Origin of the sequence: Aeromonas sp. Marseille-Q5825, assembly GCF_946892685.1 — a bacterium.
GTDB classification, from domain to species: Bacteria; Pseudomonadota; Gammaproteobacteria; order Enterobacterales; family Aeromonadaceae; genus Aeromonas; species Aeromonas rivipollensis.
The window spans coordinates 19,175-31,467 of the sequence record NZ_CAMPOU010000008.1 but is presented as its reverse complement, the minus strand read 5'-3'; the positions used below and the strand labels follow the sequence as shown (position 1 = coordinate 31,467).

The 12,293-nt window shown below is 58.3% G+C and carries 12 protein-coding genes; 10 read left to right on the top strand and 2 right to left on the bottom strand.

Going from position 1 to position 12,293, the window contains the following annotated elements:
- Window positions 1–91: 91 nt before the first annotated feature.
- Both OC537_RS19815 and OC537_RS19810 read right to left on the bottom strand, forming a co-directional pair.
- Window positions 92–1,738 carry a multidrug ABC transporter permease/ATP-binding protein gene (locus tag OC537_RS19815; protein ID WP_262113855.1) on the bottom strand — a complete coding sequence of 549 codons (1,647 nt, stop codon included), beginning with the start codon at window positions 1,736–1,738 and terminating at the stop codon, window positions 92–94.
- A 61-nt stretch (window positions 1,739–1,799) separates the two neighbouring features.
- A complete protein-coding gene (locus OC537_RS19810; protein WP_262113853.1) occupies window positions 1,800–3,908 on the bottom strand; it encodes a TonB-dependent siderophore receptor in 2,109 nt (702 codons plus the stop codon).
- A 385-nt stretch (window positions 3,909–4,293) separates the two neighbouring features.
- Here OC537_RS19810 and mioC point away from each other — a divergent pair, with 385 nt between their 5' ends.
- From mioC to atpH, 10 genes are all read left to right on the top strand, one after another.
- Window positions 4,294–4,743 (top strand): FMN-binding protein MioC, encoded by a 450-nt coding sequence (gene mioC / locus OC537_RS19805; RefSeq protein ID WP_025328874.1) that lies wholly within the window; start codon window positions 4,294–4,296, stop codon window positions 4,741–4,743.
- A gap of 508 nt (window positions 4,744–5,251) precedes the next feature.
- The gene (gene mnmG, locus OC537_RS19800) at window positions 5,252–7,141 is read left to right on the top strand and encodes a tRNA uridine-5-carboxymethylaminomethyl(34) synthesis enzyme MnmG (protein ID WP_106885383.1); all 1,890 of its coding nucleotides are present in this window, start codon (window positions 5,252–5,254) and stop codon (window positions 7,139–7,141) included.
- 21 nt (window positions 7,142–7,162) lie between these two features.
- Window positions 7,163–7,789: a 16S rRNA (guanine(527)-N(7))-methyltransferase RsmG gene (gene rsmG / locus OC537_RS19795; protein WP_163135499.1), complete on the top strand. Its 627-nt coding sequence runs from the start codon at window positions 7,163–7,165 to the stop codon at window positions 7,787–7,789.
- A 27-nt stretch (window positions 7,790–7,816) separates the two neighbouring features.
- The gene (locus OC537_RS19790) at window positions 7,817–8,620 is read left to right on the top strand and encodes a ParA family protein (RefSeq protein ID WP_106885384.1); all 804 of its coding nucleotides are present in this window, start codon (window positions 7,817–7,819) and stop codon (window positions 8,618–8,620) included.
- Complete coding sequence (locus OC537_RS19785) at window positions 8,617–9,525, top strand: ParB/RepB/Spo0J family partition protein (protein ID WP_171277147.1); 909 nt, start codon at window positions 8,617–8,619, stop codon at window positions 9,523–9,525. Before OC537_RS19790 ends, OC537_RS19785 begins: the two co-directional genes overlap by 4 nt.
- 190 nt (window positions 9,526–9,715) lie before the next feature.
- On the top strand, window positions 9,716–10,126 hold the full coding sequence (locus OC537_RS19780) for an ATP synthase subunit I (RefSeq protein WP_025328869.1): 411 nt from the start codon (window positions 9,716–9,718) through the stop codon (window positions 10,124–10,126).
- A gap of 8 nt (window positions 10,127–10,134) precedes the next feature.
- Window positions 10,135–10,917, top strand: a complete 783-nt coding sequence (gene atpB, locus OC537_RS19775) for a F0F1 ATP synthase subunit A (RefSeq protein WP_025328868.1) — start codon at window positions 10,135–10,137, stop codon at window positions 10,915–10,917.
- 58 nt (window positions 10,918–10,975) lie between these two features.
- Complete coding sequence (gene atpE, locus OC537_RS19770) at window positions 10,976–11,215, top strand: F0F1 ATP synthase subunit C (protein WP_010672265.1); 240 nt, start codon at window positions 10,976–10,978, stop codon at window positions 11,213–11,215.
- A 51-nt stretch (window positions 11,216–11,266) separates the two neighbouring features.
- On the top strand, window positions 11,267–11,737 hold the full coding sequence (gene atpF, locus OC537_RS19765; RefSeq protein WP_025328867.1) for a F0F1 ATP synthase subunit B: 471 nt from the start codon (window positions 11,267–11,269) through the stop codon (window positions 11,735–11,737).
- 13 nt (window positions 11,738–11,750) lie between these two features.
- Window positions 11,751–12,284 carry a F0F1 ATP synthase subunit delta gene (gene atpH, locus OC537_RS19760; RefSeq protein WP_106885386.1) on the top strand — a complete coding sequence of 178 codons (534 nt, stop codon included), beginning with the start codon at window positions 11,751–11,753 and terminating at the stop codon, window positions 12,282–12,284.
- Window positions 12,285–12,293: the final 9 nt, after the last annotated feature.

Sequence of the window (12,293 nt, the reverse complement as noted above, 5' to 3'; positions counted from 1 at the left end):
CGTTCACCATAAAGCCGGCAGATTTCCTCTCAAACATGATTCATTCCTGTGCTGAAGGGGACAGGCTCTCGCCTCCCCCTTGCGGACGGCATCAGACCGGCACCTCGCTATCCAGATGGGCGACGGCATCCCGGCTCACCTGCTCGCGCCGCTCGCCGGTCAGCTCGGTGAGGCGGCCCTGACGCATCTCCAGCAGGCGATCCGCCAGGGAGAAATAGAGATCGTCGTGGCTGATGGCGATCACCGTCTTGCCCATCTCCTTCAGGCGCGGCAACAGCACCTGATAGAAGATGCGGCGAAACTGGGGATCCTGATCCGCCGCCCACTCGTCAAACAGCATCACCTCGCGCTGCTCCGCCAGTGCCAGCAGCAGGGCGACCCGCTTGCGCTGCCCCTGGGAGAGATCGATGTTGGCGATGAAGCCCTCCTCGATGGCGAGCTTGCTGCCCATCTGCAGCCGCTCCAGCCACTCGGCTACCAGGGCCTCTTTAGGCTCAGGCCCCAGCAGGTGCTGGAACAGGTGGTAGTCGGTGAAGATGGCGGAGAAGAGCGCCAGGTAGGCGTTGCGATCGGCGATGGGTTCACCATCCAGCAGGATCCGGCCAGAGACCGGCTGATAGAGCCCGGTCAGCAGCATGGCCAAAGTAGACTTGCCGGAGCCGTTGCCGCCTATGATGAAGATCTGCTCCCCCCGCTCAATGGTCAGATTGATGGGCCCCACGGCGAAGCCGCCCTCCCCCTGATAGTGGAAGCTCACTTCCTCCAGCTCGATCCGTTGCCAGGCACTGGGGGCCGGCGGCAGCGGGAAGGCAGGTTCAGGCTCGGCCAGATTCAGGGTCGCTATCTTGTCGAACGCCACCTGGGCCGAGATCAGGGTCGGCAGGGCGCCAATGCCCTGCAGCAGCGGGGTGCGCAGGAACAGCAGGGTCAGGGCGAAGGTGGCGGCCACATTGGTGTTGGCCCAGCCGAGGCCATTGGCCAGGAAGAAGACCAGGCCTATGGCCCCCAGCATCATGATGTTCGACCAGTTCACCGCGCTCAGGTGATAGGTATCGGCGCGGATGATCTGCTCCCGGTAATCCCGGGCGTTCTGCTCATAGAGCTGGTGGTAGACGAAGTGGGCACGCTCGCGATTGAGCGCCAGCTCCTTGCTGCCGGCGATGATGGACTGGTAGTTCTGGTAGAGCCTGTCTTCGGCCTGACGCATCTGGGCCAGGTGACGATAGACCCGGTTCACCAGCAGCCAGCCCACCACCATGGTCACTGTGACCCAGAGGGCGGTGACACCGAGCAGGGCGGGAGAGAGCAAGCCGAGGTAGATGATGGAGCCCAGGGTGAGCACCAGCCCCTGCACCAGCTCCGGCAGGCGCACGAAGGCGATGGTGATCTGGCCTATGTCGCTGGAGAGGGAGGCCAGCAGCGGCCCCTGCCCAATCTGGCGAATGCGGGCGACGTCGGTGTCCAGCAGTTGCTTGAGCAGGCGGCCGCGCAACTTGTAGACGAAATGATGACCGAGGGTGGTCAGGGCTAGCTGGGATCCGAGTGTGATCACCAGCAACAGCAGAATGAGGCCGAGCAGTTGGCCCAGGATCGGTAGCGGATCGCCGACTGACTCGATAAGGTATTGATTGATAAAGGCAATGACGCCTATCCCACTCACAGCGCTGAGCAGACTGAGCAGGGTAATGGCGATGAAGGGCCAACGGTATTGGCGGTAAACCAGTGACAAGAGTTCCATGACAGGCCTGTATACAAAAAGAAGGAGGGCGGGAGCTTGAGGCTCCCGCCCGGCCTGTATCTTACCAGCGGTAGTTGACTGAGCCGACTATGCTGCGCGGCTCACCGTAGTAGCAGTAGTAATCACAGCTCGCCACATAGGTGTCGTTCAGCAGGTTGTTGACGTTGACCTGGGCACGCCAGTTCTTGGCGAAGTCATACCCGATCATCGCATCCCACACCGTCTGGGCCGGCACCTGGGCCGAACCGTAGATGGGGTTGTAGTTGGCATCCACGGCACCTATGCCGACGCTGGAGCCGATGTAACGCACCCCGGTGCCCACTTCCAGCCCGGAGACCGGACCCTGCTGCACCTTGTAGTTGCCCCAGAAGGAGGCCTGGTGGCGCGGGATCAGGCTGGCCTGGCGATCACCGTTGCCGGTGTCGTTGGTCTTGGCGTCGGTGTAGGTATAAGCAGCGGTCAGGCGCAGCGCCTCTGTGGCCTGCACGCTCCCTTCCAGTTCGACGCCCTGGGAGGTCACTTCGCCAGCCTGGGTCTGCTGGCCTGAGCCGGTAGAGACCAGCGAGTTGGTCTGCTCCAGATCGAACAGCGCCAGGTTGATGTAGCCATCGAGGAAGCTGGGCGCGTACTTGATGCCGGTCTCGTACAGCTTGCCCTCGAGCGGCTTGTAGGAGTTCTTGGTGTTGGGATCTATACCCGGCAACACCTCGAACGACTCGGCATAGGCGAAGTAAGGGGAGAGGCCGTTGTCGGCCAGGTACATCAGGCTGCCGGAAAGCGAGAGGTTGTCATCGTACTGTTTCTCGTTCTTGCTGGTGGCTTCGCTGATGTTGTGGGTCTCCACATAGTCGAAACGGCCGCCGGCGGTCAGCAACCAGCGATCGTCCCAGCGGATCTGGTGCTGGGCATAAAGGCCACTCTGGCCCTTGGTGTTTTTCTGATAGGTGGCGGTGGACTCATCGAAACCGGGGAAGCCGCTGTAATCCGGGTTCATGGTATCGATGGATCCCATGCCGTAGTTGTCGGCCTCGACCCCTTCGTTCACGTGACGCTGCAGATCGATCCCCAGCAGCAGAGTCTGCTCGGTGCGATCCGTGTTCCAGTAACCCACCATCTGGTTGTCCATGGTGGCACTCTTGGTGTCGCCATCACGGTAGACCAGGCCACGGTAGGCGGTGGTGCCTTCGTAAGTCGGGAAGATATAGGTCTGGCGCAGCAGCAGATCGTTGTAGTTGAAGCGGACGTTCTGCTTGAACTCCCAGGTCTGGTTGAACTGGTGGGCCAGCTCGTAGCCGGTGGAGATCTGAGTGTTGCGGTTGCGATCGTAATCCGGCTGACTCAGATTGGTGCCGGGATCGATCTGGCCGCCCGAGGTATTCAGGGTGCCATAGACGGGGAAGAAACCGTTGGTGGGCACCCCTTCGTCGTGCAGGAAACTGGCCAGCAGGGTGAGGCTGGTGCGATCCGAGATATCCAGGGTCACGCTCGGCGCCAAGTAGGCGCGCTCGTTGTAAGTGCCATCCAGCACGCCGTCGCGCTCCTTATAGAGCGCAACCATGCGATAACGGCTGTCGTCGGTCAGATCGTCGGAGAAGTCGACCCCGACCTGGCGCAGATCCCGGTTGCCCAGTTGCAGATTGACCAACCCTTGCGGGGTCGCGGTCGGACGCTTGCTGATGGAGTTGATCACACCGCCGGGAGGGGCCTCGCCGTAGAGGATGGAGGCCGGGCCTTTCAGCAGCTCCACACTTTCCAGGCCGAAGGGCTCGGGGGTCCACACATAGTAGCCGGTACTGAACAGGCGGTTGCCATCCAGGTACTGGGCGGCATCGAAGCCACGGACCTTGAACCAGTCGGTGTTGTTGTCCGAGCCATACAGGCCGGTGAGCACGCCGGAGCGGTAGCGCACTGACTCGTCGAGCTGCTGCACGGCGTGCTGATCCAGCTCCTCGCGATTGACCACGGAGACGGCGCGTGGGGTCTCTGCCATGGGCACTTCGACCTTCATGGCGGTGCCGGTGACCACCATGGTTTCAGCCGCCTTGGGCAGCTCTTTATCCGCTTGTTCCGCAGCCAGAACGGGCAGGCTAGCCAGCAGGCAGGAGAGCGGCAACAGCTGAGCCCCCTTCTTTCGCATCACTGCATTTTGGGTATTTTTTTGCGCAATCATATAAGTGTCTCAAATATCAATGAGTTATATTTTGGTTTCTTATTATGGGTGCCCAATGCGGCCGGTCTGCCCGACTCCTTAGGCGAATAAATCGGCACAATGCTACTACAAGAGCCATGATCGAATCGATTCAATAATTGCTAATCATTTGCATCTCTATTGTTACCTGTTGTATCAACGGACGGCATTTCCGGCAGAAAGACTCATTCAGGAGGGTGATCAAGAGAAGGGAACACAAGGGAAGATGAAAAAAGATGGCGAGGGCGGCCTCTGCCATAAAAATCGTGAAGGATCCTTATCCCCAAGCTTTATCCATATTTATCCACATCCTTTGGCGGTAGAATCCCGGCTCTCCGTTTCTTTCGATGACATCAGGATCCATTCCATGGCCAAACTCAATCTTGTCGTCGGCTCCATGCTGGGCGCCGCCGAATATGTCGCAGATCATGTCGCCAGCCTGCTGGAACAGGCGGGCCACCAGACCCGGATCCACAACCCGGCCAGCCTGGCCGAGGTGCTGGCGGAGCCGGATGCCATCCTGTTGGTGATCACTTCGACCCATGGTGCCGGCGACGTGCCCGACAATCTTCAGCCCTTCGCCAAGGATCTTGCCGACCAGCATCCGGATCTCAACGCCTTGAAATATGGAGTGATCGGGCTTGGGGACCGCAGTTATGACACCTTCTGTCAGGGTGGCAAGACGCTGGATCGGCTGCTGGCCGAGTGCGGCGCCAGCCGGATCGGGGATCGTCTGGAGATAGACGTGACCCAGCACGAGATCCCGGAAGATGCAGCCGAAGCCTGGATCCATGACTGGATGCAGATGATCGCCTGATCAGGGCGTGGGAGATCCGGTAAAAACACCTTGATCTCCCCGCTTATCCCCAAATTCCTATCCACCAGGTTATTAACAGATAGATCCGGGAGAGTTGTTCTACACGGTTACCCACAACGCCCAGGGGTAATGTGCATAACTATAGTGTTAAGCTCTGTAAAACCTATAGTTATCCATGTATGAGATCTTATCCAGTCCTGGTCTGTGTATAAAACCACTGGTTATCCCCCCGTTCACGGCCCTGGGATCCAAGCTTTTCCACAAGCTGGGATCGTCTTTAAACGGATGATCTTTATGATCAAAAAGGGCTTATCAACAGAAATCGTGGATCCTAATAAAAGATCCAGTAAAAGATCGATCTAAAGATCCTTAAGATCTACTAACGGATCCTGCATCCATACTGATCCTGAAGTAGACGTTCCCCTCAAGAGGCTAAACGGATAGAATGATCCGCCCTTCAGCCCAGGCAAATAAAGATCTTCAGGCGTGCAGATCAAGGTGATCCCCAATGCAATACCATGAACAATTTGATGTGATCGTCGTCGGTGGCGGTCATGCAGGAACCGAAGCAGCAACAGCGGCGGCCCGTATGGGCCTGAATACCCTGTTGCTGACCCACAACATCGATACGCTGGGACACATGTCCTGTAATCCGGCGATCGGCGGGATCGGCAAGGGACACCTGGTCAAGGAAGTGGATGCCCTGGGCGGGATCATGGCGCAGGCCATCGATCTTGGCGGGATCCAGTTCCGTACCCTCAACTCCTCCAAAGGGCCCGCGGTGCGTGCCACCCGTGCCCAGGCGGATCGCCTGCTTTACAAGGCCGTGGTGCGCCAGACCCTGGAAAATTACCCGAACCTGAAGATCTTCCAGCAAGCCTGTGACGATCTCGTCATGGACGGGGATCGTGTCGCCGGCGTAGTCACCCAGAGCGGGATCCGCATCAGCGGCAAGACGGTGGTGCTGACGGTAGGGACCTTCCTGAACGGCCTGATCCACATCGGGATGGAAAACTACAAGGGCGGCCGCGCCGGGGATCCTCCCTCGATCGCCCTGGCCCAGCGTCTGCGTGAGCTGCCGCTGCGTATCGATCGGCTCAAGACAGGCACGCCGCCACGCATCGATGCCCGCACCGTGGATCTCTCCGTGATGCAGCAGCAGCACGGCGACGATCCTCGTCCCGTCTTCTCGTTCATCGGCAACGCCAGCCAGCACCCCCGTCAGGTGCCTTGCTACGTTACTCACACCAACGAGAAGACCCACGAGGTGATCCGCAACAACCTGGATCGCAGCCCCATGTACGCCGGGGTGATCGAGGGGATAGGCCCCCGTTACTGCCCGTCGATCGAGGACAAGATCACCCGCTTCGCGGACAAGACGGCGCACCAGATCTTCGTCGAGCCGGAAGGCCTGACCACCCACGAACTCTACCCGAACGGGATCTCCACCAGCCTGCCGTTCGACGTGCAGGTACAGATCGTCCGTTCGATCCGTGGCTTCGAGAATGCCCACATCACCCGCCCCGGCTACGCCATCGAATACGACTTCTTCGATCCGCGGGATCTCAAGGCCAACATGGAGAGCAAGTGCATTCCAAACCTCTTCTTCGCTGGCCAGATCAACGGCACCACTGGCTATGAAGAGGCGGCCGCCCAGGGGCTGATGGCCGGTCTGAACGCCGGTCTGCGCGCCCAGGGCAAGGATGCCTGGCATCCCCGCCGGGATCAGGCCTACATGGGCGTGATGATGGACGATCTCTCCACCCTGGGCACTCGCGAGCCCTACCGCATGTTCACCAGCCGCGCCGAATACCGTCTGCTACTGCGGGAAGACAACGCCGATCTGCGCCTGACCGCCATAGGTCGCGAGCTGGGTCTGGTGGATGACCATCGCTGGAGTCTGTTCAACACCAAGATGGAGCAGGTGGAGCTGGAGCGTCAGCGCATGCGTTCGACCTGGATCCACCCGCAGCACCCGTCGCTGGAGGCGGTCAACGCCCTGGTCAACACACCCCTGACCCGGGAGCAGAGCCTGGAAGAGCTGCTGCGTCGCCCCGAGGTGACCTACGATGCCCTGATGGCCATCGAGGGGGTCGGCCCGGCGCTGGAAGACGCGGCCGCGGCGGATCAGGTGGAGATCCAGATCAAGTACGCCGGCTACATCGAGCGCCAGCACGACGAGGTGGAGAAGCAACTGCGCAACGAGAACACCCTGTTGCCGCTGGACATGAACTACCGCGACGTGAACGGTCTCTCCAACGAGGTGATCGCCAAGCTGAATGATGCCAAGCCGCAGACCATAGGTCAGGCCTCCCGCATCTCCGGCATCACCCCGGCGGCCATCTCCATCCTGCTGGTTCACCTGAAGAAACACGGCCTGCTGCGTAAAACCGCCTGAGGATCCTTACCGTTGGAAAATATGCTGGAAAGATTGAACGGCCTGCTCATGCAGGCCGGAATTGTTATCACCGACACTCAAAAGACCCAGTTGGTGCAGTTGGTTGAGTTGCTGCACAAGTGGAACAAGGCTTACAATCTCACCTCGGTGCGAGATCCGGACGCCATGCTGGTCAAGCACATCCTCGACAGCCTGGTGGTGAGCCCTCACCTGCACGGTGAGCGTTTCATCGATGTGGGCACAGGCCCGGGTCTGCCCGGCCTGCCGCTGGCCATCATCAATCCGGACAAGCAGTTCGTGCTGCTCGACAGCCTGGGCAAGCGGATCAACTTCATCCGCCAGGTGATCCAGGAGCTGGGGCTGACCAATGTGACGCCCGTCAAATCCCGGGTGGAAGAGTATCAACCCGAGGTGGGCTTCGATGCTGTACTCAGCCGGGCCTTCGCCTCGCTGGAGGACATGCTGAACTGGTGTCACCATCTGCCGTCACCCGAGGGCAGCTTCTTGGCGCTCAAGGGACAATACCCCGAGCAGGAACTGGCACAGTTGCCTGCCAGCATTCGTCTGGTTGCCACCCATCAGCTGGTGGTGCCCGAACTGGAAGGCGAGCGTCATCTGCTGGAGTTTAAAGCCATCCAGCCCGAATAGGGCCGCCGTATTCATTTAGGGGATAGTGTGGGAAAAGTCATTGCCATAGCCAACCAGAAGGGTGGAGTGGGTAAAACCACCACCTGTGTGAATCTGGCCGCCTCCCTGGCCGCTACCCGGCGCAAGGTGCTGGTGATCGATCTGGATCCGCAGGGCAATGCCACCATGGGCAGTGGCATCGACAAGTACGAAGTCGAACGCACCGCCTATGAACTGCTGATCGACGATGCTCCCATCAACGAGGTGATCATCCCCGAGACCTCGGGTGGCTATCACCTCATCGCCGCCAATGCCGATGTGACGGCGGCGGAAATCCGTCTGATGGAGTTCTTCGCCCGCGAGATCCGCCTGCGCAACGCCCTGGCCTCGGTACGGGACAAGTACGACTACGTCTTCATCGACTGCCCGCCTTCTCTCAACATGCTGACCGTCAACGCCATGGCCGCCGCCGACTCCGTGCTGGTGCCCATGCAGTGCGAGTATTACGCGCTGGAAGGGCTCACCGCCCTGGTGGATACCATCAGCAAGCTGGCGGCCGTCGTCAACCCGGAGCTGAAGATCGAGGGCGTGCTGCGCACCATGTTCGATCACCGCAACCGGCTGGCCAATGATGTGTCCGATCAGCTGAAACAGCATTTCGGGGACAAGGTCTATCGCACCATCATCCCCCGCAACGTTAGACTGGCGGAGGCGCCGAGCTTCGGTGCCCCGGCCATGCACTATGACAAATCATCGGTGGGGGCCAAGGCCTATCTGGCCCTGGCTGGCGAGATCCTGCGTCGTCAGGAGCAGGAGTCTCAGCCGATCACCGCAGACCGAGAGAGCATATGACGCCGAAGAAACGTGGGCTGGGCAAGGGGTTGGATGCCCTGCTCAGCACCAGCACGGCCGCCCGCCAGAAACAGGTGATGAGCGACCAGCGTACCGAACAGGCCATGGCGCCCACCAACCAGGGCGAGCTGCGCAAGCTGCCGCTGGAGTGGCTGCAGTCCGGCAAATACCAGCCGCGCAAGGACATGTCCCAGGATGCGCTGGAAGACCTGGCCAACTCGATACGGGCGCAAGGCGTGATTCAGCCGATAGTGGTACGCTCCATCGGGGAGAATCGCTTCGAGATCATCGCAGGTGAGCGGCGCTGGCGCGCGTCCCAGCTGGCCCGGCTCGAGGTGGTGCCCTGCATCGTCAAGGACGTGCCCGACGAGGCCGCGGTGGCCATAGCGCTGATTGAGAACATTCAGCGCGAGGATCTCAACGCCATCGAAGAAGCTGTGGCCCTGCAGCGACTGCTGACCGAATTCGAGCTGACCCACCAGCAGGTGGCCGAGGCGGTGGGCAAGTCCCGCACCACTGTCACCAACCTGCTGCGCCTGAACCAGCTCAACGAGGACGTGAAGCGGTTCGTCGAGCACGGGGATCTCGACATGGGCCATGCCCGTGCCCTGCTGGCCCTGAGCGGCCCGGCCCAGTCCGAGCTGGCCAAGCTGGTCGCCCAGAAGGGGCTGACGGTGCGAGATACCGAGAAACTGGTGCAAAAAACGCTGGAACCGGCAAAAACCAAGGTCGAGCCCGTCCGCGATCCCCAGTTTGGTTACCTAGAGCGCCAGATTTCAGAAAAAATTGGCAATCAGGTACAGCTTCAGCCGGGCAAGAAGGATAGCGGCAAGTTAGTAATAAGTTACGATAACTTAGCGGATTTGGACCGGGTATTGGGCTATTTTGGTCTGTCAGAATCGTGATTTTTACGCTTTTTGTAGTAATAAAACATCCATTCCTTTCGATATGAACATAACCTTAATTTCGCGCGGAAAGCCGCAAAAATTAAGGATTTTTGCCATGTTGCAATAGCCGTCTTCACGGGTATAATTTGACCGGCTTTTCGAGCTGTGAACCTGGGGTCTTCGGATCCCGATTTTTTACAGTTCTGTAATGTTCAGGGGTAGGTTGGTGAAACAGAAAGTAGCCTTGGAAGGTTTGACGCTAGCCTTGGCTATGCTCGTTTGTCAGCTCATCCTGATCCTGGCGATCAGTTCCGTCTGGTTTTATCAGACCGGGGCGTTTGCCGGACGTTCTTCCCTCTTCGGGGGGGGAATGTACTGGGTTCCTCAAGCCCTGTTCACTCTCTGGGTTCTGCGCCGCAAGGTGACGAAAGAGAGCGTGGGCCTGGTTTTGCGGGACTTTTATGGTGGGGCAGGGATTAAGCTCATTACTACAACAGGACTTTTCGCCCTGATGTTTGGCTCCGGGATCGAGGTCGACACCGTCTCGTTCTTCGCCACTTATATCCTCGCCCTCGTTGTACAGTGGATAGTTTCATTCACGCTTAACAACCACTATTAGGAAAACTCATGTCTGCAACCGGAGAAGTCCTGACTCCTCAGGGATATATCTCCCACCACCTGACCCACCTGCAAGTCGGGTCCGGGTTCTGGACGGTGAATATCGACTCAATGATATTTTCCGTCTTGCTAGGCGCCCTGTTTATCTGGTCGTTCCGCCGCGTAGCCGTCAAGGCCACCAGCGGTGTGCCCGGTAAGCTGCAGTGCTTTGTGGAGATGCTGGTCGAGTTTGTGAATGGTAACGTCAAAGACATCTTCCATGGTCGGAACCCGGTCATCGCACCGCTGGGACTGACAGTGTTTGTCTGGATCTTCCTGATGAACTTCATGGATCTGATCCCCGTTGACTTTATCCCTCACGCTGCACAGTTGATGGGTGTTCCCTATCTGCGTGTGGTTCCCTCTGCTGACGTTAACATCACCATGTCCATGGCTTTGGGCGTGTTCTTCTTGATCCTGTACTACAGCATCAAGGTCAAGGGTATCAGTGGATTCGTGAAGGAGCTGACGCTTCAGCCTTTCAACCATCCCGCTGCCATCCCGGTTAACTTCATCCTTGAAACCGTCACGTTGATTTCCAAGCCTGTTTCATTGGGTCTGCGACTGTTCGGCAACATGTATGCTGGCGAACTGATCTTTATCCTGATTGCGGGTTTGTTACCCTGGTGGTCACAGTGGATCCTGTCCGTGCCTTGGGCAATTTTCCACATCCTGATCATCACTTTGCAGGCGTTTATCTTCATGGTTCTGACCATCGTCTATCTGTCGATGGCGCAAGAAGACCATGGTTGATGCAACTCAAATAATCCTTTTTATACAATCAATTACATCTAAATAAATGGAGATCCTCATGGAAAACTTGAACATGGACCTGCTGTACATCGCTGCTGCAATGATGATGGGTCTGGCGGCTATCGGCGCCTCCATCGGTATCGGTATCCTGGGTGGCAAGTTCCTGGAAGGTGCTGCTCGTCAACCGGACCTGATCCCTGTTCTGCGTACCCAGTTCTTCATCGTCATGGGTCTGGTGGATGCGATCCCGATGATCGCCGTTGGTCTGGGTCTGTATGTGATGTTTGCGGTTGCCTAAGTCGTCACGACTCACGCAGAACCCATTAACTAACTTAAGAGGACATCGGCTGTGAATATCAACGCCACCCTCCTCGGCCAAGCAATTGCTTTTTTCATCTTCGTAGTGTTTTGCATGAAGTACGTATGGCCGCCGCTGATCGCTGCCATCGAAGCCCGTCAGAAAGAAATTGCTGATGGTCTCTCTTCTGCCGAACGTGCCAAGAAAGATCTGGATTTGGCCAAGGCCAACGCCACCGATCAGCTGAAAGAAGCCAAGCTTCAGGCTGCTGAAATCATCGATCAGGCCAACAAACGCAAGGCCCAGATCATTGATGAAGCTGCTGTCGGAGCTCAAGCTGAGCGGGAAAAAATCCTGGCTCAGGGCCGTGCAGAGATCGAAGCTGAACGTCATCGTGCCAAAGAAGAACTGCGCAAGCAGGTTGCTGCTCTTGCCATCGCGGGTGCAGAGAAGATCCTGGCACGCCAAATCGACCAGGCTGCCAACAGCGACATCGTCGACAAACTGGTAGCAGAACTGTAACGGGAACGGGGCTATGTCTGAACTGACTACAATCGCTCGCCCCTACGCCAAGGCTGCTTTCGAGTTTGCCGTTGAGCACAAGGCGGTTGACCAATGGCTGGAGATGCTCGGTTTCGCCGCACAAGTGGCCGAGAACGAGACCATCCATGACCTGGTAAACGGCTCCGTGGCCGCCGAAGAACTGGCAAATCTGTTTGTCGGTGTCTGCGGTGAGCAGCTCAACGAGCATGGTCAGAACCTGATCCGGGTGATGGCTGAGAATGGTCGCTTGGGTGTGCTGCCGGCTGTCGTTGCTGAATATGTCGCGCTCAAGGCTGAACTGGACAAAGAAGTTCAGGCTGACGTGATTTCGGCGATCGAACTGACCGACCAGCAGAAGGCCGCTATTCAGGCTTCTCTGGAACAACGTCTCGCGCGCAAAGTGAAGCTGAATTGCAGCATCGATGCGTCCTTGATGGCCGGGGTGCTCATCAAGGCCGGTGATCTGGTTATCGACGGCACGGTCCGCGGTAAGCTGGATCGCATGGCCGACGCGCTGCAATCTTGATTGGGGTAT

Excerpts from the sequence above, each read along its gene's own strand:
- OC537_RS19815 (WP_262113855.1), bottom strand. The coding sequence starts at position 1,738 with ATGGAACTCTTGTCACTGGTTTACCGCCAATACCGTTGGCCCTTCATC.
- OC537_RS19810 (WP_262113853.1), bottom strand. The coding sequence starts at position 3,908 with ATGATTGCGCAAAAAAATACCCAAAATGCAGTGATGCGAAAGAAGGGG.
- mioC (WP_025328874.1), top strand. The coding sequence starts at position 4,294 with ATGGCCAAACTCAATCTTGTCGTCGGCTCCATGCTGGGCGCCGCCGAA.
- mnmG (WP_106885383.1), top strand. The coding sequence starts at position 5,252 with ATGCAATACCATGAACAATTTGATGTGATCGTCGTCGGTGGCGGTCAT.
- rsmG (WP_163135499.1), top strand. The coding sequence starts at position 7,163 with ATGCTGGAAAGATTGAACGGCCTGCTCATGCAGGCCGGAATTGTTATC.
- OC537_RS19785 (WP_171277147.1), top strand. The coding sequence starts at position 8,617 with ATGACGCCGAAGAAACGTGGGCTGGGCAAGGGGTTGGATGCCCTGCTC.
- OC537_RS19780 (WP_025328869.1), top strand. The coding sequence starts at position 9,716 with ATGTTCAGGGGTAGGTTGGTGAAACAGAAAGTAGCCTTGGAAGGTTTG.
- atpB (WP_025328868.1), top strand. The coding sequence starts at position 10,135 with ATGTCTGCAACCGGAGAAGTCCTGACTCCTCAGGGATATATCTCCCAC.
- atpE (WP_010672265.1), top strand. The coding sequence starts at position 10,976 with ATGGAAAACTTGAACATGGACCTGCTGTACATCGCTGCTGCAATGATG.
- atpH (WP_106885386.1), top strand. The coding sequence starts at position 11,751 with ATGTCTGAACTGACTACAATCGCTCGCCCCTACGCCAAGGCTGCTTTC.